Origin of the sequence: Cohnella phaseoli (genome assembly GCF_003386235.1) — a bacterium.
In the GTDB taxonomy this organism is placed as follows: Bacteria; Bacillota; Bacilli; order Paenibacillales; family Paenibacillaceae; genus Cohnella; species Cohnella phaseoli.
Genome location: NZ_QRDZ01000020.1, coordinates 1 through 23,788, shown reverse-complemented (window position 1 = coordinate 23,788; position 23,788 = coordinate 1). Strand labels below are relative to the sequence as shown.

The 23,788-nt window shown below is 52.4% G+C and carries 19 protein-coding genes; 2 read left to right on the top strand and 17 right to left on the bottom strand.

Annotated features, from left to right (window positions below):
- Nucleotides 1-11 precede the first annotated feature (11 nt).
- The 4 genes from DFP98_RS22900 to DFP98_RS22885 are packed head-to-tail and all read right to left on the bottom strand — an operon-like array spanning nt 12 to nt 3,869.
- Nucleotides 12-848, bottom strand: a complete 837-nt coding sequence (locus DFP98_RS22900) for a carbohydrate ABC transporter permease (RefSeq protein ID WP_116062944.1) — start codon at nt 846-848, stop codon at nt 12-14.
- Nucleotides 849-860: 12 nt separating this feature from the next.
- Nucleotides 861-1,754, bottom strand: coding sequence for a carbohydrate ABC transporter permease (locus DFP98_RS22895; protein ID WP_116062943.1), 894 nt, complete (start codon nt 1,752-1,754; stop codon nt 861-863).
- A gap of 18 nt (nt 1,755-1,772) precedes the next feature.
- Complete coding sequence (locus DFP98_RS22890) at nt 1,773-2,759, bottom strand: hypothetical protein (RefSeq protein WP_116062942.1); 987 nt, start codon at nt 2,757-2,759, stop codon at nt 1,773-1,775.
- 36 nt (nt 2,760-2,795) lie between these two features.
- Complete coding sequence (locus DFP98_RS22885; protein WP_116062940.1) at nt 2,796-3,869, bottom strand: Gfo/Idh/MocA family protein; 1,074 nt, start codon at nt 3,867-3,869, stop codon at nt 2,796-2,798.
- Nucleotides 3,870-4,240: 371 nt separating this feature from the next.
- On the opposite strand from DFP98_RS22885, the gene DFP98_RS22880 reads away from it, so the two are divergent.
- Nucleotides 4,241-5,272 carry a LacI family DNA-binding transcriptional regulator gene (locus DFP98_RS22880; RefSeq protein WP_116062939.1) on the top strand — a complete coding sequence of 344 codons (1,032 nt, stop codon included), beginning with the start codon at nt 4,241-4,243 and terminating at the stop codon, nt 5,270-5,272.
- Nucleotides 5,273-5,398: 126 nt separating this feature from the next.
- Here DFP98_RS22880 and DFP98_RS22875 read toward each other — a convergent pair whose 3' ends face one another.
- The 12 genes from DFP98_RS22875 to DFP98_RS22820 form a co-directional block, all read right to left on the bottom strand.
- A complete protein-coding gene (locus tag DFP98_RS22875) occupies nt 5,399-6,202 on the bottom strand; it encodes a formylglycine-generating enzyme family protein (protein WP_116062938.1) in 804 nt (267 codons plus the stop codon).
- A gap of 147 nt (nt 6,203-6,349) precedes the next feature.
- A complete protein-coding gene (locus DFP98_RS22870; RefSeq protein WP_116062936.1) occupies nt 6,350-6,982 on the bottom strand; it encodes a glycoside hydrolase family 11 protein in 633 nt (210 codons plus the stop codon).
- Nucleotides 6,983-7,319: 337 nt separating this feature from the next.
- The gene (locus DFP98_RS22865) at nt 7,320-9,587 is read right to left on the bottom strand and encodes a glycoside hydrolase family 3 C-terminal domain-containing protein (RefSeq protein ID WP_116062935.1); all 2,268 of its coding nucleotides are present in this window, start codon (nt 9,585-9,587) and stop codon (nt 7,320-7,322) included.
- Between the two features lie 24 nt (nt 9,588-9,611).
- Nucleotides 9,612-10,499, bottom strand: a complete 888-nt coding sequence (locus DFP98_RS22860) for a carbohydrate ABC transporter permease (RefSeq protein WP_116062934.1) — start codon at nt 10,497-10,499, stop codon at nt 9,612-9,614.
- A 24-nt stretch (nt 10,500-10,523) separates the two neighbouring features.
- The gene (locus DFP98_RS22855; protein ID WP_246016652.1) at nt 10,524-11,456 is read right to left on the bottom strand and encodes an ABC transporter permease; all 933 of its coding nucleotides are present in this window, start codon (nt 11,454-11,456) and stop codon (nt 10,524-10,526) included.
- Nucleotide 11,457: 1 nt separating this feature from the next.
- Nucleotides 11,458-14,115 (bottom strand): glycosylhydrolase-like jelly roll fold domain-containing protein, encoded by a 2,658-nt coding sequence (locus tag DFP98_RS22850; RefSeq protein ID WP_116062932.1) that lies wholly within the window; start codon nt 14,113-14,115, stop codon nt 11,458-11,460.
- Nucleotides 14,112-15,653 (bottom strand): ABC transporter substrate-binding protein, encoded by a 1,542-nt coding sequence (locus DFP98_RS22845; RefSeq protein WP_116062931.1) that lies wholly within the window; start codon nt 15,651-15,653, stop codon nt 14,112-14,114. Before DFP98_RS22845 ends, DFP98_RS22850 begins: the two co-directional genes overlap by 4 nt.
- A gap of 84 nt (nt 15,654-15,737) precedes the next feature.
- Entirely contained in the window at nt 15,738-17,366 is a 1,629-nt protein-coding gene (locus DFP98_RS22840) for a response regulator transcription factor (protein ID WP_116062929.1), read from the bottom strand.
- Nucleotides 17,341-19,089 carry a sensor histidine kinase gene (locus DFP98_RS22835; protein WP_181917879.1) on the bottom strand — a complete coding sequence of 583 codons (1,749 nt, stop codon included), beginning with the start codon at nt 19,087-19,089 and terminating at the stop codon, nt 17,341-17,343. The genes DFP98_RS22840 and DFP98_RS22835 overlap by 26 nt, the downstream gene beginning before the upstream one ends.
- 32 nt (nt 19,090-19,121) lie before the next feature.
- Complete coding sequence (locus DFP98_RS22830; RefSeq protein ID WP_116062927.1) at nt 19,122-19,748, bottom strand: TetR/AcrR family transcriptional regulator; 627 nt, start codon at nt 19,746-19,748, stop codon at nt 19,122-19,124.
- Nucleotides 19,749-19,766: 18 nt separating this feature from the next.
- Nucleotides 19,767-20,969, bottom strand: coding sequence for a pectin acetylesterase-family hydrolase (locus DFP98_RS22825; RefSeq protein ID WP_116062926.1), 1,203 nt, complete (start codon nt 20,967-20,969; stop codon nt 19,767-19,769).
- 35 nt (nt 20,970-21,004) lie between these two features.
- A complete protein-coding gene (locus DFP98_RS22820) occupies nt 21,005-21,895 on the bottom strand; it encodes a poly(ethylene terephthalate) hydrolase family protein (protein ID WP_220377152.1) in 891 nt (296 codons plus the stop codon).
- Nucleotides 21,896-22,149: 254 nt separating this feature from the next.
- Here DFP98_RS22820 and DFP98_RS22815 point away from each other — a divergent pair, with 254 nt between their 5' ends.
- A complete protein-coding gene (locus DFP98_RS22815; protein ID WP_116062924.1) occupies nt 22,150-22,437 on the top strand; it encodes a hypothetical protein in 288 nt (95 codons plus the stop codon).
- 75 nt (nt 22,438-22,512) lie between these two features.
- Here DFP98_RS22815 and DFP98_RS22810 read toward each other — a convergent pair whose 3' ends face one another.
- Nucleotides 22,513-23,301: a TatD family hydrolase gene (locus tag DFP98_RS22810; RefSeq protein WP_116062923.1), complete on the bottom strand. Its 789-nt coding sequence runs from the start codon at nt 23,299-23,301 to the stop codon at nt 22,513-22,515.
- Nucleotides 23,302-23,788 lie beyond the last annotated feature (487 nt).

The window sequence follows — 23,788 nt, the reverse complement described above, 5'->3', positions numbered from 1 at the left end:
CGTTCAAGAAGCTAACCTTTGACCGAACCGGCCGTGACTCCTTTGACGAACGTTTTTTGCAGCAATAAATAAATCAGAATTACCGGTATAATGGCCATAATCAGTGCGGCGAACATTTCCGGATAATTGACGTTATCCTGATTGGCGAAGCTTGCCATTCCGAGAGGAATGGTTTGGAGCTCCGGGCTTCTGATCAGCAGATTGGCGCGCAAGTATTCGTTCCAGACGGCAAGCCCGCTAAATATGATTTGCGTCGTGATTCCAGGAATCGCCAGAGGCAGCATAACCTTCCGGAAGGCCTGAAAGCGGGAGCATCCGTCGATGGTCGCGGCCTCTTCCAATGAACCGGGCAAAGAAATGAAGAAGGAACGCATTAGGAACATGCCGAAGCTGATCGCCTGGGCTACGTATACCAATACAAGGCCCGACCGGGTATTCAACAATCCCATTTCATGAACGACGTTGAACGTGGGCATCGCCAGCACGCCTGCGGGCATCATAATTCCCAGAAGCAATAACAGGTAAATGAACTTTCTTCCCCTGAAATTCACTCTTGCCAATGCGTATCCCGCACAGCAATTGACGGGGATCAAGATACACAGAAAGGAGAACGTAGTGATCACGCTGTTTAAGTACTTCGTCGAGAAATCGGCTCTCACCCAAGCGTTCACATAATTGCTGAATTGGGGATCGGCAGAGATACCCCATACATTGCTGAAAAACTCGGTTTCCGATTTGAGCGACCCGCTCAGCAACCAAAATATGGGGTACAACGTAACGATAAGAAAGAAAAACATCGCCAGATAGGTCGACCCTATGCGGGCCCCTCTACTGCCAAGCAATTTCATAAGGTCACCTCTTTACTCATAGTTGTCTTCTCTGGTCATCGCCTTTAATTGAATAAACCCGATGATGGCGACGAAAGCCACCAGAATGATGCTCATCGCGTTGGCTTTGCCTACGGCCCCGAATTTGAAGGCCGTCGCCATGATGTGCGTCAACACGACCTCAGTGGAATTAAACGGTCCGCCCTGCGTCATAATATTGACAACATCGTAGTTATTGATGAAAGCTCCTGTCGTCGCGAGCAGGAAGCTCATGACAATGGTTGAATTCAGTTGAGGTATAGTGACGGAGCGGAACTTCTGCCAACCGTTCGCACCATCGATGTCGGCCGCTTCATAGAGATCCCTCGGGATGGCATTCAGACCCGCCAAATACAGGATGGCGTGAAAGCCCATACATTTCCATACATCCACAGCAATAACCGAATACAGGGCAATGTTGGGATCGCTTAGCCAGCCCTGAACGAGAAACGGCATATGCAAGACTTCCAACGCTTTGTTCAATAAACCGAACGAAGGATTATATACCCAGGTCCACAATACGCCTACGACGACGTAACCGAAAGTATAGGGGATATAAGTGCTTACCCTGAACAAATACATGCCCTTCAAGCTCTTAACGAAGAGCAGCGCCAACGCTAGCCCCATGACGTTCTTGAAGATGGGAGAGGCTATCGCATAAATAATGGTGTTTTTAAGCGCTTTCCAAAATACGTCGTCGGCCATAACGAAGGAGTAATTCTGAAGGCCGATCCATGTCATCGAAGAAAATCCGTCCCAACGGTGAAAGCTGACCCAGAAGCCCTTGAAGAACGGGTAAATAACAAACAACAGGAATAGCAGTAAGGCCGGAGCAACCATCGTGTATCCGAACGTCGCATCGCTAGCCGCTTTTCGATACTTCCTCATGAAATCACCTCGATTCTGTTAATTGAAGAAGCTCCGGGACAGCAACAGGACGCCGAATATATAAATCCCTATTCCGACAGTTAACACGCCGTAGGTTTTGAAAGAGGCTCCCGTGTACTCCTTATGGTAAATTCCCCATACATAAGTCCACATATTCCCCGATCTTCCGATCAACCAGGATACCGCGACGCTGATCATCGGAGCAGCCAGCACATGAATCAGATTGCCTCCGTAATGGCATACACCGCACAAGCAAGAAATCATAATGGCTTTTTTGTATTTCTTGTCCAACACGCTTCTGAGTTGTTTTTGTTTGGTCAACAAATAGCCGGAATACAGAACCGTACCGATAAACGATCCCAAACTGAGCAAGCCTATGCATACTAACGCAGGAAATCCATGATTGCCGAAATCCGTTCTAACCCCCGAAGATAACCCGAGCGGGTAGGCCGCAACCAGCACGGAGCTGAAAATCAGCATAAGAGCCGCTTTCGTATCCTGTTTGGGCCGTTGGCGTTTCCCCGCCCTGTTCAAATCTCTATCCCTCAGCTTGCCGGAATATTGACAGACGAAGGTGGCGAAAATCAAAATGACGGCCGCAATCACTACGGTTCTTACCGATACATGATCCGGCAATCCACCGATGATGACAGTCACCAATGTGCCTAGAAGCACGCCGCTGGTAGCGCTTACCGAATTGGACAGGATCAGTCCGACCTTACCTACGACGCTCATCTGGATTTGCATGCCTATAGCCATCGCTCCGCCGCATATCATAACCAATACGGCAAGCCAAGGGGATGCTGCAATGATTGGGATGAAGTGGGTTGGGCGGGCGACCTCGGAAATCAGTACAACAACCCACACCAGTACAAACGAAGAAGTATAAAGCCATAGCATGAATGCGGGCAGCGGGAAGTCCTTGGTGTACTTGGTTCCCATTAACCAGGAACCCCATAGGAATGCTGCCGTCAGAATCATAAATATTGCGCCTGTTTCTGTCATGATAACCGTTGTCTCCCATCTCTGATGCGGGTCTGATTATACCGATACCGATTTGATCAATTTGCTGATCAGCAGAATATCTTGCAGCGCATCCCGGCCGCTCGTCAGAGGTTCTCTATCGTTCACGATGCAATCATAGAAGTGCATCCATTCCTTTCTGTACGCTTCATGAAAGCTTGTAGCAATCTCACTTTCTCTCGGCATGTTCGTGCTCTCAACCGTGTCGCTGATCGAAACCGCTGACGGAGCATTTTTAAGATACGGCCATGGAAACTTCAAGGTCACAGACTTGTCCGGAGCGTATACTTGAATATTCTCGTCCCATATCGGCCTTCTCATCAGGAGTCCGCTTTCAAACACGCACCTGACATCTCCGAACTGGAGTACCGCCGTCATAAAGCCGCCCTGATGAACCCCTGCGTACATCACTTCCGGATTGTTTCCAAAAGCATGCCTCAGTAGCACCGTATCGTGACAAGCGACACCCATCAGCAGATTGTAGGCTTCGAACAGATGTTGGCGATCCGCTCCCAACTCCTCCATCATCGAACGCTTGATTTGTTCCTTGGATTCTTTAAAGAAATCGGGAGACACATCCGCTTCCAGCAGTACATCGTATATTTCTCTGGTATAGGAGAACGAGCCTCCAAAATTGTGCATACGAACCAGACTAATCGACTCCATGCTCTTCACTTGGTTCAGAAAGTACTCATAGCCGGTATCGTACCTTTTCATGTACCCGACCATTAATTTAACGTTGTTATCCTCAGCTGCCCGTATCATCCGATTCGCTTCGTTGACGTTGAACCCGAACGGTTTTTCCGTGAAAATATGCTTTTTGGCGTTGGCCGCCTTTACTACGGGCTCGCAATGATCCTTGCAGCAAACGACCACCGCTTCGATTTCTTGGTCTAGCAGCATTTCCTCCAAGTTGGTATACACGCTCTCGTGAGGGACATTATATTTGTCGGCTACGCGTGTCGCGGTCCCTCTGGATATATCGCATAAAGCATGAATCTTAAAGCCTTCCGAATCGTGCAGATAGGGAAGATGCATAATCTGGGCAACTTGCCCGCATCCGACTACGCCCACCTTGATCGTCTTGTTCATATTCCCACCCCGTTATGTCGTTTTAGCTTCCTTCAGCAAAGCTCGGCAGTATTATACCCAGCTTGCGGCCAACGTCTCTGCCATCGTTGAGAACGCCCTTTTGAACGCGCGTTCATTTTTTCGTTCGGAATTTCCCTTTTCCAAAACTCTCCCCCTCTTGCATTTACGTTAAAAAGAGGTTAATGTAGCCATAGAAGCAAACATTTTATTTTAATCTAGTCGTTCCTCACAAAATGTACGCGCGTTCATTTTGGATGAGACGAATATATCACGGCCTGTTTCACATTGTCAAATACAAAAAACATTCGCTACTAGCCATTTCGATTGTCGATCGGTTAGAATAGGGAAAATACTAGCAGGAGAACATAATTATGGCCAATCGAAGTGATGTAGCAAAATGGGCTGGCGTATCCGAAGCAACGGTATCGCGCGTGTTCAGCGGAGGAGCGGTAAAAGAGGCAACCAAGCGTAAAGTGCTGGCGGCCGCCGAGAAGCTGGATTATCTTCCAAACGCCGTCGCGCAAAATTTCGCCAAAGGACGCAGCGGTCATATCGGGATCATACTGCCCTATTTGCCTAAAGTCCGGCTGTTTTCCGTAGATTATTTCTCCGAGTTGCTAAGCGGTCTCGGTGAAGCGGTTCGAGAGGAAGGTTACGATTTGCTTCTGTTGCTTCGCTCTCCCGAGGAGCAGGACTACAGCGAGCTGTTTCGCGCGCGTAAGGTTGACGCCCTTGTCATCCTGGGAGCCAAGGACACACCTGAACAGAAATCGACGCTGGATGCCTTAAAAAAAGAAGGCCTGCCGTTCTGTCTCATCGATCAGCAATTTACGGGAAGCGGATTTAACGAGATTATAGCCGACAATACTGCGGGCGGATATATGGCCACACAGCACCTCATTGCCCGCGGCTATCGCAGCATCGCCTTCTTGGGCGGCCCTGCGACCTATTCCAACGCACGCGACCGCCTTCGCGGCTACAAGCTGGCGATGGAGGAAGCAGGTTTACCGATACGCGATCAAGATTTGCTGCAAGGCAACTTCAGCCGCAAGAGCGGCTACGAAGCTGCGTTGAAGCTGATTCGGCAAGGGTTGCCGGATGCCGTATTCGCGGCCAACGACCGGATGGGAGTCGGCCTTATTCAAGGATTTAAAGAATCGGGGAGGCTGGCGGGCCGGGATATCGCGGTCATCGGCTTCGACAATACCGATGCGTCGAAGATGTGCGATCCCGCTCTGTCCACCGTGGACGTGCCCTATTTCGAGATGGGAAAGGTGGCCGCCAAGAGGCTGCTGCAGCAAATATTCTCGGGAGATCGTTTGCCGTTCCATGAACGGCTGCCAGTCCAGCTTGTCGTGCGGCATTCTTGCGCTAGGGCGGGCGAAGGAATCATATTGGGGTAAAATGGTGGATGACCATGTGGGCTCACACAAGTGAAGGGGCATCGCGATCGTTTAAATGGCAGGGGCAGCCTTGGGGCTGCCCTGTGTTTGCAGGTCAGCAAGCATTACCGTACTACTTTTGGTTAACTACACACCCCGAACCAAGCGAAAGCCTTGATCCGGCCCATATCCGCTCGCCTCGAACTTGCCGCGAAAGGACGGTTCGTTGTTGCTGACGTCGCCAATCCAGCCGCCGCCCTTCACGATGCGGTAAATACCGCCTTCAATATCCGCATTTTCATACCAATCCCAGCACCACTCCCTCACATTCCCCGACATATCGTAAAGCCCTAATTCGTTGGGCTTCTTGGCCCCGATCGGCTTTGTCGCGTTTTTGTTGCTTTCAATGATCGACCAGTTCCAATCTCCTGACAAATACTTATCTCCGGCGTTACGCCAATACCATGCGACTTCGTCCGCATCGTCGCTTCCGCTGTAGCCGTATTTTTTGCTGAGTTGCCCTCCGCTCGCCGCGTATTCCCATTCCGCCTCGGTCGGCAGCCGGTACCCGTTTGCTCCGTCTTCGATCGTAACCGTCCATTTCACAGGGTCATACTCGCTTTTATTGTCCGGGTCTCTCTTATTTTTGTCTATCCGATAGTACGGCTCCAAGCCCTCTTGCAAACTCCGTTGATTGCAATATTCGACGGCATCGTACCAGCTCACCATCTCTACCGGCCTATCGTCGCTTGCGAATGCAGAAGGATTCCTCCCCATGACTTGCATCCACTCTTTTTGAGTGACCTCGTATTTGCCGATGTAGAAGTCCGATAGAGTCGGGCCGCTTCCCTGGACAAGTACAAAGCTCTTCCTCTCCTCAGGCTCATCTTTCGAGCAGGCGCTGACAACAACGGTTAGGGCTATTAATAGGAAAATAAACCGTTTTTTCATGAATAGCTCTCCTCGTATCGACGCTTTTGACGGAATGCGTAAGCCCGCCGGCTGCGACACCGGCGGACCTTGGCAATGACGATTACAATAGCTCAATATTCCGAGAACGCTTCGGCGTCCGCCGGTTTCGCCGCTTGAAGTCGGCTTTTACCACACCGTGACGTTAGAGCTTCCGCTGCTTTGGTACCCTTCTGTCGCCAATACCTGATAAGACCAGCTGCTTCCCAGGTTCATTCCTTTGCTTTTCCAGGCATTCACATGATTGCCGAACGTGATCGCGACGTTGCTACCGGTCCCTCTCTTCGATTGCCGGACGCTCCAAAACTGTTGGAAGGTTTGCGTGCCGTCGATGGAGGGTGCATTGTACCGCATCGTCGTATAGATGTCGTAGGTGCCGCCGTCGCTAGTTACGGTGCCTTTATGCGTTCCGGTAGGTCTGTAAGTTCCCCAGCTGTCCACGACATAATATTCGATGAGCGAATTTCGCGTCCAACCGTAGAGGGTCAAATAAGCGTTGCCCGACGGCGACCAGACGCCGGCATTATAATTGATGGTTCTGGACGCCGATCCGGTCGCCCAGCCTTTGCCGACCACGAAATTGCCGCTATTCGACCATGACACGCTGTAATTGCCTCCGGAACCGTTCGTCGCATTCACCGTCCCGCCGCCGTCTGTCCAATTTTGCCAATAGGTATTTGCGCTTGCCGTTGCCGCAAACAGACTGAAAACCATTGCGGTCGCAACGAGTCCTGCCCCGATTTTCTTTTTCAACTTTAACATAATAAACCTCCTGACCGATTTTGGAATGGCTCGCCTTACTCGATTTGCTTTGCCGATGGTTTCTCCTTGCAGCGATTCACTTAGCCCGTGTCGTATGCAATGACCACCTTGTCCCACCTCCTTGATGTAAATTATAAATTGGAAGCGTATACACCAAAACCTAGGATATTAAAGATGAATCCCCAGATTTTAAACATGCTCCTAATTTTCTTGCGGTTTCGATCCAGCTATTCAAGAGTGCGGCGTCATAAAATAAAGGTATCCTTCCGCCATTCCCATGGCTTGGGGATACCCTCATATTAGATCGTTATTCCATACCGCTCATTGATGGAGGCCCCTACCTTCCTACCGAATTCGCATGGTGCAACAGCCCGTCCAGCATCTCGTCGGTGAACGCCCCTTTGCTGAAAGCGACCAACGACCGCAGCGGCATTTCCCGGATAAACACGGCCATCATCTCCGAGCTATGCTTGTCTTGGGAATCGGACAGTCCTTGCGTAAATTGGCGGATGATCGGCTCGACCCGGGGATCGGCGATTAAATCCGCCAAGGACGATTGGCGGTCGTATGGCCTTCGGATCGAAGTCGTCGAACGGAGGTTTACCGTCTCTTCCAGCAAAATATGCCGAGAGGACTGACCGATCAGAATATCGAACTCTCCCGTCTCCGCGTGCCAATCTTGAAGCTCCGGATCATAATAAGCGAACGCCCTCTTATCCAGCGTAAAGACGATTTCTTTGGCTTCACCGGCATGAAGCTCGACCTTCGAGAATGCCTTCAGCTCCTTCTCCGGCCGAACTAAACGGCTCACCTTGTCCCTTACATACAATTGAACCGTTTCCTTGCCTGTGCGATCGCCGATATTCCGAACACTAAGACGCACGGCGAGCGTTTCTTGATCGCTGATCTCTTTCTTATCGAGATGCAAATCGCTGTATTCGAACGACGTATAGCTTAAGCCGAAGCCGAACGGGTAGAGCGGTTCGATCTTGCGGCTGTCATAATAACGGTAGCCGATGAAGAGACCTTCGCGATATTCACAGCGGTCGCCCTCGCCCGGAAAAGCGAGGTAAGCCGGAGTGCTTGGCAGATCGACGGGGAACGTTTCCGCAAGCTTGCCGCACGGATTCGCATCTCCGAACAGAATGTCCGCAAGCGCGCCTCCGAAGGCTTGGCCGCCCAAGTAAGCTTCCACGATTCCGCCCGCATGCTTCTCCCAAGGCATATCTAGCGGGGCGCCATTGCACAAGACGACAATGACCCGCTCCTGAACCTGCGCTACGGCGCGGATAATCTCGGCTTGGTTAAAGGGAATTCCCAGATGCTGCCGATCATACGCCTCCGATTCGGTGCGCTCAGGCAGTCCGACAATAAGGATAGCCGCCTCGGCTTCCGCCGCTGTCGTTCTCGCCTCCTCTTCCCACGCATTGTTGACTGCTTCGCTTTCCAGGTCGTAGCCTTGTACGTAGACAAGCTCGCTGCCTTCGCCCAGCTTGGCGGCAATCGCGGCTTCAACCTCGTCCACCTGCGTCGGCTTCATATGCGAGCTTCCGCCGCCTTGAATTTTCGGCGAACGCGCCATTGCTCCTATAATCGCGATTTTACACTGCCCCTTGGACAATGGAAGCAGGCTCGCCTCGTTCTTAAGGAGCACCATGCTTTCCGCTGCGGCCTTACGGGCAAGTCGATGGTGACTCTCGTAATCGCAATCGATCGGCTGCCCGGAACGCTTTGCAGAGAGAACGGCCAATTGCAGCACCCGCTCTACGGCGCAGTCCAGCGCTTCTTCGGCCAATGCCCCGCTCTGCACCGCTTTGATAATGCTTGCGGGACCGTAGCCTTCGCTCGACGGCATCTCCAAATCAAGCCCGTTCCGAATGCCTTCCGACAGCACGTTCACCGCTCCCCAATCGGAGACGACCGCGCCTTCGAACCCCCATTCCTGCTTCAGGATTTGCTTCAACAAATGCGAATGCTCCGAGCAATAAGCTCCGTTGACCCGATTGTAGGCGCTCATGATCGTCCACGGCCGACTGCCCTTGACGGCAATCTCGAAGGCGTTCAAGTACAGCTCCCGTAATGCCCTCTCCTCTACGACGGCATCGGTCGTCATCCGCCGCGACTCCCTGTTGTTGCACGCGTAGTGCTTCAACGAGGTGCCGACATTCTGGCTCTGAACGCCGTTAATATAAGCTTTGGCCATCTCTCCCGACAAATAGGGGTCCTCCGAGAAATATTCGAAGTTTCTCCCGTTCAGAGGAGAGCGCTTCAGGTTCACGCCGGGCCCGAGCAAAATATCCACTCCCGCCGCATGGCACTCCTTCCCAAGCGCAACGCCGATTTCCGTCAGCAGTTCCCGATCCCAGGAGGACGCCAGCGCGGACGCCGATGGGAAGCAAGTGGCCGGAGCGCTGTCGCTCACATCGAAATTGACTTCATATTCGTCAAGCTTCCTTAACCCGTGGGGACCGTTCATCATGACGACGGACGGGATGCCGAGTCTTTCCAGCGCGTTCGTTCGCCAATAGTCCTTGCCCGAGCACATGCTTGCTTTCTCCTCCAGAGTCATGAGGGAAAGCCATTCCTTTACTTTCGTAAGCTCCATCCGTCGGTTCCTCCTCGCTTCGACCTATCCTTTTACAGCGCCGATCGCTATGCCTTTAATGAGATATTTTTGAAAGAAGGGATACATCGCGATAATCGGCAGAACGCCGACGACGGCGATCGCCATCTTCACGGTCGTGCTGGGCAAATTCGCCCCGGCCTCGCCTAATTGCGCGCTGAACTTGCTTTCCGACAGAAACTGAATGTCCGTCAGCATTCGATTCAGAATGTTCTGAATACTGAACAGCCTGGAATCCGTCACGTAGATCATGCCGTTAAACCAGTCGTTCCAGTAGATGATCGTCTGAATCAGACCTACGGTGGCCACGATCGGCAGCGACAGCGGCATAATGATTCTCCAGAAGATTTTGAATTCCCCGGCTCCGTCTATTTGCGCCGCTTCGATTAAGGCCGGAGGGATCGTCGTCATAAAAAAGGTTCGCATCAGCAGTACGTTAAAGCCGTTCATCAACAAGCCGGGCACGATAAGCGCCAGAATCGTATTTTTAATATCGAAATATTGCACATAGATCAGATAAGTCGGGGTCAGCCCGCCATTGAACAGCAAGGTGAAAAAAACGAAAAAGGCAACTCCCCCGCGCCATGGAACGCCTTGTCTGGACATCGGGTAAGCGAGCATCGCGGTCATAAGCAAACTCGCCGTCGTGCCGAAAATCGTGATAAACACCGTTACGCCATAAGCCCGCACGAGCTGATCGGAATGATTCCATAAGTAACGGTAAGCCTCCGACCCCAGTCGATCGGGGAAAAAGGTATAGCCCTGCCGCAGGATCGAGCCTTCATCCGATACGGACGAGATGACGAGCAGCAGGAAGGGCAGCACGCAGGCCGCCGCTAGGGCAAGCATCGGAACATGAAGCCAAATCTGCTTTCCCCTATTGATCGTATTCATGCTTCTCCACTCCAGTCCCAGACCTTAGAACAATGCGCTGTCCTTGTTGAATTTGCGCACCGCGTAATTTGATAGCAGCACCAGCACGAAGCCGACGATGGACTGGTACAGCCCTGCGGCGGAAGACATCCCGATATCACCAAGATTCATCAGAGCCCGGTACACATAGGTGTCGATGACCTGAGTCGTATCGTTAAGCGCTCCCGAGCCTAGCGGAACTTGATAGAATAAGCCAAAATCCGAATAGAAGATTTTGCCGATCGCGAGCAAGGTCATCATAATGATGATCGGGGACAGCAGGGGCAGCGTAATGCTGCGGATTTGCTGCCATTTGGTGGCGCCATCCAGCGTGGCCGCCTCATAATATTCCGGGTCGATGCCGACAATCGCCGCCAAGTAAATGACGCACAGAAAGCCGGCCCCCTTCCACAAGCTGATGATCGTCAGGATGAACGGCCAATACCGCGACTCGCTGTACCACGAAATTTCCTCTATCCCAAGAAGCGGAAGCACGGTCTTGTTTATAAAGCCGGTTTCCATGCTCAGCAGGGAGTAAGCCAAGTAGCTGACGATAACCATCGAGATGAGATGAGGCAGCAGCAGCACGCTCTGATAAAACCTCGACAGGAATCGGCTGCGGATTTCATTCAGCGCAATCGCGATTCCGACGGCAAAGACCGTATTCAAAAGGATGAACGCAAAATTATAGAGAATCGTGTTTCTAGTGATGATGTAGGCGTCCTGCGTCTTGAACAAATATTCGAAGTTTCTAAGGCCGACCCAATCGCTGCCGAGCAGCCCCTTCGTAAAATTGAAATCCTTAAAGGCGATAAGCAGCCCGAACATCGGCATATAGTTGTTGATTAGAAGATAGGCCAAGCCCGGCACCATCATGAGCAGCAAAACACCGTATTTGCGCAAGCCGTTTTTCCGGCGGAGTGGATAGGTTTGTTCCATTCTAGTTCCCGCTTTCCGCGCTTATCGCTGATTGCCTAAGGAGTCTGACCGGACCGAGCAAGCCGGAGGGTTCCTGCTGAACGAACTTCGAAAACCAATCCTGCTGATCCTTGGCCAACGTATTCGTCACCTCGACGGTTAACTCGTTCGTCCCCTGCCGCCATAACTCCGAAATATCCCACACATAGGGAGCGCACAATCGGACACCGGCTTCCCGTCCGTTCACCCAAACCTGCGCAGTCTCGTACGCCCGACCCAAATCAAGCCAGACGGAGTCGGCAGCTTCTTCGTCCTGCACTTGGCATTCGTACTTCATCGTGCCGGAAAATCTCGGCAGCAACTCGCGAGAGCCCAGGTTTCGTAAGCTCGTCAAAGTGCCCCAAAGCTTGAACTCAGGATAGTCCTGCGCCGTGGCCAATGAAACATGCCACTCCGGCGGCTCGATCAGACGGCTTGTCGCTTCCAACGTTGGCGCCGTCTTCCCTTTACGTACCGGATACATCTCCTCGTCGTCGGGCGGAATGCGCAGCAAGACGGCCGATTCATAGGCGCTGAGCGTGAGATCGTAAGCATAATGTCGTCCTTCTCCGACCCGATCCAACGTATTGCCGAAAGCGTCGTAGCGCAGCCATGCTCCCTCGCCCGGTAGAACGACGCGAGTGTTTAACGTCTCTTCGGGATGCTCATTGAATAGCATTACGACCTCCAGGCGGTCATGACGATATTGATAAGTTCGCAGATAAGGCTGTCGGTCGCTTGTTTCCAGCTCGTACATGCCCCAATCCCGCAACGCATCGGCTAGATGAAGTAGAGGTACAACCGAGATCTTGGCCTGATCCTCCAATCTCCTCAACGGTTCCGCATACGGCACGGCTTGGCTCGCACGCTTCGGCAGAGAGTCGACAAAGACGACCCGTAAGCCTGATTCCGCTAGCTCCGACAGCTTCGCGATCAATTCAATCGGCAACGCTTCCGCATAGGGAACGATCAAGCAGCGATACCGTTCTTCGTGAACGGCAAGCTCCCCTTCCATAACGCTTGAGCGAAGCAAGACGTCCGCGGGAAGTACGTCGCAGTCGATTTGGTTCTGCATCAGCTGTTTGACGGGCTCCTGGAACAGCATCGCCTCTCCGGACCATTCCGCCTCCGCGTGATACAGTACCCCCGCAGTGGCCACGTGCTGTCCGTCGTTTAATAAATGGCAAAGCCGGTTGGTGTAGGCATTGAGCAATCCGTAATGTCTGAACTGCGGATTGTATCCCCTCGCATAGAAATGCGGCGGACAGTCCCAATCGGGAAATTCCTTCTGGGAAAAGGCGTGGGGAACGAAATGGTTGACGCCTCTGACCAGCATATGGTCGGTCAGCCACTTCATCAGCTTTAAGCCTTCCGCCCAGCCGTAAGCTCCGAAAATCTCGCAAAACGTCCGCCCCCGCTTCCGGGGATCAAGATGTCCAAGCGAGGCCGCCAGCTTGGTCATGCCATAGTGGAAAAAGACGCTGTCCGTCTCGCCGCCCATCCAGGAAAAGGACATTTCGTCGAAGCCGGGCACGATCTGCCACAGCACCACGTCAAGACCCGACATATCCTGGCCCTCCAGCGCGCGAAAAAAATGACCGGCTCCGCAGCCGAGTCTGGCGTGGACGTTGTTGTCCTCCATAAGGTGACCGATATAAGCTACGCCGCGTTCTTGGCACCAGCGTCCGATTCGGCCGCTAAAATGCTCCGCGTACAGCTTGCTGACGACGTTCATGTAGGCATATCGTACCGCGAACGTATGCGGGCCGCCTTCATGCCACAGCAAGGACAGATGTTGGCGAACAGTCGGACCGTATTCCGCCTCAAGCAGCTCGAGGAGATCGTCTCTCCACGGCAAAGCCATCTTGGCGTTGCCCAGACCCGATGCGTAATCATAGGAAGTTTTGCTATTGTAGAAGCCCGGCTCGTCGGAGAAAAAGCCCGCGAACGTTGCGCCAAAATCGTCCTTATAGCGTGCGTAATAGGCTTCATAGATCGTATCGATCAAGATTTGCGTCGATTCCGGAACGATCGGGTTCAAATAATCCTTCCTGCGGTCGTCTCCCCCTTCACGGGTAACGACGAACAGACAAATCGTCCAATAGCCTTCGGGCACGGGCCAATACAGAACGCCATCCTGTACGGAGGTTTCGAGGTCGATGGGAAGGAATTCGCCGTCCAGCTTGCCCGTGGCCGGATCGCGTCTGGCGGCAGCGGCGCCTACGGGTCTTGCTCCATCCAGAACGGACCAGGGCCGCAGCAGGAAGGAGGCTTCGGGATCCGGCCCCCTCGCATCGATTCGCCGCTCCGACAGGAACTGCCGCTGATGCTCCAGGGGCGCTTCCTTCACCTTGCCCGCGGCATGGCCGGTCGGAAAGTGATCGTCGTCGAACACCCAAATCTGCATGCCGTGGGTTCGAGCTTCGTCCATAATGATGTCCATGTCCCTCCACCACTTCGGACCCAGCATGTCGGGATGGGGTCTGGACTCGACGCATACCGCCCTTATTCCCGCTTCCCTTATGCGCGCAAGCTCCTCGCGGATGACCGCTTCCTCTTCTCCGCGCTGCCAGAGGAACGGGAGAATATAGTTCCGTTCCTCGCCGCGCAGCAACTCCTGCAATTGGATATTCCCGCTCATCGCCCGCCCTCGGCTTTAGCCCATGCGTCCAGCTGACGCTGCTTCTCCGCGATCACTTTATCCAGACCGGCGGTTTTCAGCTTTTGATTGAATTGAGGAAGCACTTTGTCCGGGTCTGCGGAGCCGGTCTCCAGCACGAGGTAGTATTGGGCGATGACGTTGGAAACCGCGGCGATTTCCGTCTTCACGGACTCGGGATCCATCGTAAAGCCCATCGCTTTCGACTTGACCGCTTGCTCGTTGAATTCCTTCATCTTTTGCCAAATATCGGGGTCTTCCCCCTCAAACACATAAGCGAGAAATTGATTGCCGAACAGCCAGCTCATATTCAGGTTATAGCCGTTCGTCATGATCGTTACGCCTTCCGGGTACTTGATCACATTGTCGGACACTTTGACATAATGCTTGCCTTCAATGCCCCAGTCCAACAAATTGACGAGCTCCGCATCCCCGTACATCAAGTCCAGAAACTTCATCGAAGCTTCCGGATTGTCCGCTTGCCTCGGGATGCCCCACATAATGTTCAACACATGATCCGTCATCGATACCGGAGCCGATAGCTCGGCGCTAACCATCTCTTTGCCGATCGAGCGGGATTCCTGCGCATCGAAGCCGGGCTTCAGCTTCGAGAGGTAGCCGAAGGCCCGATCCGCCTTAATGAGTTCGATCTGGCTCGACTTGTTCGTAGAAGCGTCCTTCAGCAAGTAACCCGCCTCATACCAGCTTCTCATCCTTTGCAAGAGCTCGGCATACTCGGGCGATTCAAAGCTGTTGACCAGCTGCAAGCCGTTGTCGTAGCCCGGGAGAACGCCCATCCCGTTGCCTAACCCGTCGTTCCAGCTATAGCTCGTTAAGAAGGAAAACCCCGCACCGCTTGGAATTAACGGCGTGATCCCCGGCTCTTTATCTTTAATGATTTTAAGCGCGGCTTCTACGTCGTCCAACGATTTGATTTTCCCCGCATCGATGCCGTGCTTGTCTGCAAGGTCTTTGCGCATCGTGAAACCGTTGGCGGTCGCCAAATCCCTTACCGGCGTTACGCCGTAGATTTGACCGTCCACCTTGCTTGCATCCAAATAGACGGGATCAAGCGCCTTGCGAATGTTGCTCCCATGCTTGTCGAGCAGTTCGTCCAACGGAAGCAATTGTCCCCGGGACACTTGGGAGCTAAATCCGAACGGCGAGCCAACAACGATGAGATCCAGCTTCTCGTTGCTCGTCAGCATCAGATTGACCTGCTGGGCGTAAGCTCCGTAATTGATCGGCATCAAATTGACGGACACATTGATTTTGGCTGTCGTGATTTTGTTGATTTCGGCTTCTACCGCCTTCAGATCGGGCGGCGTTCCCGTTACGCTCAGAAAGGCGACGTTCAGCTCGTCGGTTTTTTGCGGCTTGCCGCCGCTTGACGGAGCTTCCGTCCCGGTAGCGTTCCCCGGCTTCGCCGATTCGCCCGAGCCTCCATTGGAACCGCATGCCGATAACAATAATAGCAATGCGATGATCAAACTTGCGGACAACCCTGCCTTCTTGCTCATTGTATTTCCCCCTGGCCTCGTCATTTGGCTTTCTCTTGCCATTGTAGCCGGAGACCGCCGCCTGCTTCTGCTTCGGCTTCGACTTTAGCCTGACGCGATTTCGACTTTGCCATTGGCGCCTCCGCGCCGCTCGCTTTGGCGAAAATCTACCGGGGTCAAGCCCGTCTGCTGCTTAAACAGTTTGGCGAAATGGGAGAAATTCGCATAACCGCTGGCCATCGACACGGCGCTTACGGGAAGCTCCGAATGGGCAAGCAGCTGCCTGGCCAGCTTCATTCTTTCGCGCATGATAAACTCCGGAATCGTGCAGCCGAGCTCCTTCTTGAATAAGCGGGTCAAATAATCCGGATGCAAATAAACGTGGCTGGCTGCCGCCTCCCTGGACAAGTTCTGATCCAGATTGGATAAAATGAAACGGGTTGCCTTTTCGACGACATCTCCAACGGAAGACGCTTGAGCGTACCCCGCCGCCTTCGCAACGACATGCGCAAGCCAGCGCTCCAGATCGGCCAAGGATCGCGACGCCGCTTCCGACAACCGCAAGCTCCCCTCGTCGCAAAACATAAGATGCGCTTGGACGCCCTGCTGCTGCAGCACCGCGTGCGTCATTTGCAGGAAATTCTCTTTGAATGCGAGCAAATAGCGGCTATCAATGTCCAACCTTTGCCTCAGACTGCCAATAAACGCTGCCGCTTCCTCCAGCAACCTCTCTTTGACGCCCTGCCGAAGCAGCGCCGCCCACCCGCTCATATCTGGCAAGGCAGCCGAAGCGTCGACGGAACGGTTCTCCGCTTCAAGGCTGACATAACCGACTCCGTTCACATTGTTCCGATCCAACTTCAGCAATCTATGCAGCATCGATGAAACCTCGAATCCGGGTATCGCTTGCCCCCCGTAACAGGTTAACTCGCAATAGAGATTTGTTCTGCAAAATTCAACCCATCGACGGCACATCATAGCGAGCCCGCTCTCTCCTATACGCCGATCCGTAGCGACAGGCATAATAAGAAGCCAAGCCTCGCTGCCAACCGGCACGAATACGTTGCCCGGACTTAGCTTTCCGATTAGCTCTTTGCCCGCATTTTTTAGCGCGTACTCCAACAGCTTTCTGTCTCTGACCCGAAAGTCCCGATGCCAATGCCGAACGACCAGCAGGATCGGGAGCACTTCGGCATCCCCGCACAATGAAATTTGCCGGGCGGCCGCTTCGCGAAGAAAATCTCCGCGATTAGCCGGAATCGTCTCGCTCAACAGATCCGTCCAAAATCTCTCCTGGTTCATGTCCTGCTGGTGCGACCACCACAGCTTATTTCGCTGCGCCTCCATCCGCTCTTGCTCCCGATTCGCGATTAGCGCCGCTTTGCGGATAGCCGTTTCCAGCTCCTCCTTGGACAGAGGCTTGAGCAAATAATCGGAGCAGCCAAGACGTACGGCTTCCTGCGCAAACCGAAAATCCGCGTGACAGGTCATCAGAATCGGCACCGTCCGCAGCTCCTTTTGCCTTATCCACTCCAGCAGCTCCAATCCGGTCCTCTGCGGCATTTCAATATCGCAAAGAAGCACATGAATGTCATGCGCCTGAAAAATCTGCTCTGCGGAGGAAGAACTGTAGGCCGTATAGACGTTGGCAACGTCTAGCCCCGCCCAGTCCACCATACGCTTAACCGCTTCCACAAAATGAATCTCGTCATCGACGATTAACACGTTCAGCATCGTTGTCGTCCTCTCCCTTAGGGAACGGCTTCATCGGCAGACGAATCTCAACCCTTGCTCCTCCTGAATTCCGGTTCGCTAACTTCAAGTCGGCGCGTCCTTCATACAGCAGCTCCAGCCTGCGCCGCGCATTCCACAAGCCATGCCTGCTTCCGTCCTCGCGCTCCAAGCTCCTTCCCTCCGCCAAGCTTTCCAGCACCTCTTGAGGGAAACCGTTCCCCGTGTCCTCTATAACGAGAAGCAAGCGGGGTTCGCTTCCGTCCGATTCCAGCTTTCCTCTAAGGGTTAGACGGAACGGCTTTTCCAACGAAAAGGCGTGCTTAACGGCATTCTCCACGAACGTTTGAATAACGAGCGAGGGAACGGCCAGCTCCAACAAATAAGAAGGAACCTCGATCTCGCCGCTCAGTTGGCCCGGAAACCGCAGCTCTTGAATGCGAATGTAATTCCGCGTATGCATAAGCTCATCTCCAAGGGAGACGAATGAAGCGCCGCTGCGGAAAATATAGCGGAAATAGTCCGCCAGACAGCGGGACATTTCCTGAATCAATTGATAATCGCCAACGGCGGCAAGGCTGTGCATAATGTTTAAGGAGTTCAAATAAAAGTGAGGGTTAATCGTCGTTTGAAGCTGTCTCAGCTCCGCTTGCTGCTTGCTTAATTGTTCTTCGTACACATGGATTTTCAGCTCTCTAATCTGGGTGAGCATATAGTTAAAGTTGTCGTTAACCACGCGGAACTCTTCCGTCGAGAAGCCGGCTTTAGGAATTCCTTGCATATGGCCTTCCCCGATTCGCTTCATCGCGGTGAGAAGCCTCCGAATCGGCAGCAAAACCGTTCGGCGAAGCAGAAGCAGGCTTAGCGGAAGCAGCACAATCGAGCCGACCGAAACTGCCGTGTTCCATTCCCGGAGATTAAACAGGCTCTTTAAGATTTTTTGTTCCGGTATAATCGCTGCGAGGCGAAAGTCTCCCTGCTTCGATAACGCCCCCACGGTTAAATACCGCTCCTGCTTCCCGGATAGGCTGTAGCTTCCTCCGGCGAAGCTAAGATCGATTTCATTGTCGCGAACAAACTCGGCCTGCATCATCGGCTTCCCATCTGTCGTAGCGAACAAGGAAAGTCCGTGTTCCCCCAAGTCGATCATCTTAAGCGGAACAAGCAGACTGTCCGCCTTCACCCAAGCTCCGACATAGATGTTTCGTTCGGCTTGAAGCAGCCGCAAAATATAGTAGCCGCCATTAATCTCGCGAACGATCCAATTTCTTGCCTCTCGCGAAGACTTCATGGAAGTTAAGCTTAGCAACCGGACGATTTCTTCTCCTACCGCAACCCGCTCCGAGTAGGACGGCCGCGAGCTAAACGATTCAATGAGACTGTTGTCGATAGCCGAATAAATAAAAAACTCGTCCATCGTTCCGTAACGGGCGATTTCGTTCGTCAGCTGCTTGGAGAGCTGCACCTTTAACAGCGCCGCCTGCTCCTCGGACTGCCGCTTATCCAGCAACGGCAAATTCGGGTCGGAAACGATCATGCCGATCAGGAAGCTATCGATCTCTTCCAAGATGCCGTCTATTTGGTTCATATAAAGCGAGATATAGCTTTGATTGCTCTCGGCTACCTGCGTTCGGACGACTTGCGCGGCATAATATTGGTTGAAATTCAGCAGGCCGATAAGCGGCACGAGAATCGCGGCTACGCCTGCCACCAGTTTGAAACGCATCGTGTGCCTAAGCCCGCGACGTCGGCTCTCCATCATTGCCCTTCCCATAGATTGAGCAGAAATTCCTTATAACGAATGTTCTGCTCGATTTCCTCCGCTTTCGTCGCATCTTGATTCTGTCGAGAAATTAATACGGACTTCTGCAAATAAATGAAGTAAAGATGCGTCACCATTCGCGTACGCTCGATCCATACGAGCTTTTGCCCCGTTTCCTCCGTTTGCAAATCCAGCGAAAACGCACTCATGGATAGATGGGTTTCCTCGTTGATCAATTCCTTGAACGCCGGCAGCTCCGCCGGATTTTTGCCCATGCTGGCAAAATACACGCTGAAAAGCGAATCGTAATACAGCAAATCCGGATGGTGCTCCCTCAGATACAAATATCTATTTAGAATGGCCTCTATCGAGGCGCGTGGCGATTGGAAGTCGAATTCGAGAAGCAGTCTTCCGAACATTCTCTTGAGATTGTCCACGTACACCTCGGTCGCGAGCTGCTCCTTGTCTTTGAAGTGATGGTACAACGTTCGTCTGGACGTGCCCGAACGGGCAGCGACGAGAACGAGGTCCGAGCCTTCGATCCCCTTCTCGCAAAACGTTTCCAACGCAGCCTCCTTGATCATTTCTCTCGTTAGCTGAAGCTGCTTCTCTCTAAGCTTCATTGTGTGATCCCCCTTGGTCTAGGCCTGCATTCTGGCTTTCTCGGCGTTCGCCGTCTCGGCTTCCTCGGGATACAGAAAACGGGCGCCTCGCGAGACCCTCTCGTTTTTGTGAATAATCCCGTCGAGCCACGTTATCAATTTCGTGCCTTCTTCCTCCGCCTCGTAGAAGGCTTTCATAGGCAGCAAAGTGTGCGGAGTCGTATGAGTTTCCGAATCGTATTCATGATTGGTGAGAAAATAATAAAAATTAGGCAGCTGCTCGTCAAGCTGACGGGTGGACGACCGGAATTGACGGCTCCATTCCTCCGTGATTTGCCTATTGATCTCGTCCCCTTTGCCGTTCAGCCTATTCTGAAACGAGGCCAGCACTTTATCGTGGATAGTACAGGCATGAAGCAGAACCGCATGGGCAGGCATGGCCGTGCCGTTGTGGCGGAATGCGGCTCCTATCATATCCGCTTCCATCGGATAAGAGAACGTCCGCTTAAACTCTGCCTTCCAATTGTCTTCCACAAGGGTCGGCCACCGATCGGAAAGCAAAAAGGAGCTGTCCGAGAGATGATAGATTTCGGCATCGGCATAGTGATTGGCGATTTTGCTTCCCCAGAGGGCGGAACCGAAGCCCCCGGCGCTGGAGCCTGCGATGAGCAGCTTATCCGGCGTCTCGAAATTCTGATAAATCCACTGTAACGCTTCCTCCACGTTATTTCTACCGTTATGCCTGACCGTTCGGGATTTGGAGCTCTTTTGGCTCACGTAGCTTACCGTCGTATGGCCAACATGAAAATCGCCGGAAGCATAAGGGATAAACACGACGTTCCATTCGGAGAACGGATTGTCGGGACGTTGGTCGAATATCCCCCGATGCATGCTAAGAATATAAAAAGGGATTCGCGCGAAGTAATAGCCAAATTGACCATGCTTAAGATAAGAGCGCAGGGACAAGGGGATATGGGCCATCTCGCCTTCCCAACAGCCGCCCCCTCCGCAGAAGTAGATCATCAAATTGCGGCTTCCGCCTTTGCGCGTATATAAGAAGAACTTCGATCCGTCGGCTGCCATGGCGTTTGGGCCCAGCTTCACTTTATTCCATTTGCCGGGCTTCGTTAGTTCGAAGCGGGTTTGGCTGCTCGGTCTGTTAAGAACTTTGCGGTTAAAGTACACGATGGAAAGCACAACAACGACAATGGAATAAAATAGAACGCGCTTAATCTTTTTCATAGAGCGATTCCCTCTTCCCGTCTTTAATATACGTTCTAAAGATTTTGGGTGCGGACATGCTTCCAGCCTTTATTGCGATGCAGCTCGGGGCGTTGGCCTGCAAAGACGGCAGCGGCTTGCCCATCTGCCTCCAACCGATAACGCAGCCATGCGGTCAGATAGCCCCTATGCATACCTCCGTTTCCCATGCTTGCCACATGGTCTGCGCATTTCGTCATAGCCATGGCTGCCGCTTGCCTCGGACGAACCGAATGATAAGCTTTCGAATTGGAAGCTGTCGGTGAAATGATGAAATCGTGCGTACCCGCCATGAAAAACAAGTCGGAATACTGGTTCTCGATTTCATACACATCCTTGGCATCGCACCATTTCAGAGCCGGGAGAGCGATCGTCACAACAGTCTGAAACGGCTCTTCCAAATATCGACTCGCGTTCAACACCCCGGTCGCCCCTTGAGAATGACCAACCGCGCCCATCCGATTCGTCTTCAGCTTCCCGTAGAACGGACTCGTTGGCTTGTCATTTTCGCGCCATACATAATTGACGGTGTCGGCAATTTCCTTGCCGGTTCCCGTATTGGGGCAATAATTGCCGACAACCGCGAATCCCCAAGCGGCCAGATGAGCCAGCAATTCCCCATAGTTCTCCGGCTGGGCATCCGAGCCGTTGCCCCATAGGACAACCGGGCAGGCATCCATCCGGTCTTCCGGGTAATCGATCCGATATAGCGGGCGTCCTTGTTCGTCATGGATGACAACGCTAGCGCTTCGATAGGGCCCCGCTTCGCCGTAAAGCCGCTCCAGCGGCTCCGGTCGGTAGCGGTATAGCCGCTCGCGTAATTTAAGCACGTACATAAGAAGCACAAATACAGGCATGACCACCCACTTTATCCATGGGCGTGCTGTCGGCTGCTCCGAGGTCGTCATACGGCTTTGCACCTTTCGCATTCATTTTATGTTACACTTAGATAATTAATTACACACCATGTGTAACAAATTATAGATTTGGGCCTCCATTCTGTCAATGAAATCGTTTAGTGATCGTAGGTTTTTGAAAAATCCTTAAGAAACATATTTATAACTGCTGCGTCTATTGATACAGAAACTAACAAATCCAGATGAGGTGAACGATGAAGAAATTAGACGGACTCTAGCTTCCCGTAAGGAGGGACTAGAGCCAAATGAGCAAGAGTGTAAAAAAATCACCCGCATGGACAGATCATACAACGCCCGGTACTCGTTGGAGCAAACGGCGGGCAAGTAATGCCGTTCGCCGCTTCACCAGTGACGTTCAAAACGGCAAGTGGTACCGAAAACTGTATTGCTCCTGGAATATTTGCGACTACCGCTTCTACAAAACAAAGCAGCAAGCCATACAAGAATGGGAAGCATCTCGATGGTTAAGGGACCGACTGCTGACACAGGCGGATGTGCTTAACGATTGGGAAAAGTCCTATAGAAGAAAATAAACACAAGCGTCGGTCAGGGAAGCCCGGCGCTTGTGTTTATTAGGTTACGGATATTGGGAGTGCAATTCTTCGAACTTATTTAATCCCGAAAAACTCCGTCGCGGTTTCCGTCGTCGCCTTAGCGACCTCATCTGCAGGTCTACCTACGCATCGTGCTACGGCCTGCAGGATATGCGGGAGGAAAGCAGGTTCGTTCCGTCCATCCGCTGGCTTTTCCTTTAAGTCCCTTGGAGTCAAGAACGGTGCGTCCGTCTCGATCATTAACCGGTTGAGCGGAATCATGCGAACTAGGTCCCTCAGGTGCTTCCCCCGTCGTTCATCGCAGATCCAGCCGGTAATTCCGATATAGTAACCCATTTGTAGATATACCTTTAGCTCAGAATACGTCCCTGTAAAACAATGGACCACCGCTTTCTGAACCGAATGCTCCTTAAGAATCGCATTAAAATCCGTAAATGCCTCCCGCTCATGCAGAAACAACGGCATGTTCAGCTCAATCGCCAAACGAACTTGCTCGGCAAACCATTTCCGCTGCACGTCCCGTGGCGAAAAGTCCCGGTTATAATCAAGCCCGCATTCCCCAATCGCTACCACCTGCGGCAATGCCGCCAATTCTTTTAGCTTCGCGATCGTCTCTGGGGTACAGCTCTTCGCATCATGAGGATGCACTCCTGCAGTCGCATACAGCTTTCCCGGGTAACGTCCGGCATAACGCGCGGTTTCCATGCTGTTCCTTAAGCTCGTCCCTGTCAGAATAAGAGGTGTAACCTCGTTTGCTATCGCTTTCTCGACCACCTGCTCGCGATCTTGATTGAACGAACGATGCATCAAATTAACGCCGATATCTACGAGTGGTTTATTCATAATTGATGTACTCCTTTCCAAAAAACCGTTCTTACAATTCTATTCCTTTCATTATACCTTCTTCGAATGCTTGAGGGATGGGAATTGTTAGTTATAAGAATTTATTAGGACTGCAGAACGGTGTGAAAATATTACTTAAATATGTAGATAGGCGCACCAAGCAAAAACGCCTTCGGCTCCCTCTTGGCACCGGAGCTGCTTTGCGGAGACGATTCAGGCAAAAGGATACCGGACGAGGTTGAGTTCGATTGGATTGACCCGTTTGTCGTTTGAAGTCGCACGCCAAATTCAGATGAAATTTCATACAATTTCATTACTCTTCGTCCATTTGAGGTCAACTTGTACGATTTGTCATACAAATCTGGCGCCCCGACGGCTCCAACACCTTATTTCTCCACAGCCCCCTAATTCAGTTGGAGTCCTCCACCACGAAAATGTACACTTAGTACATGAGGAGGATGAGCGCAGTGGGAAAAATGTCTGAACA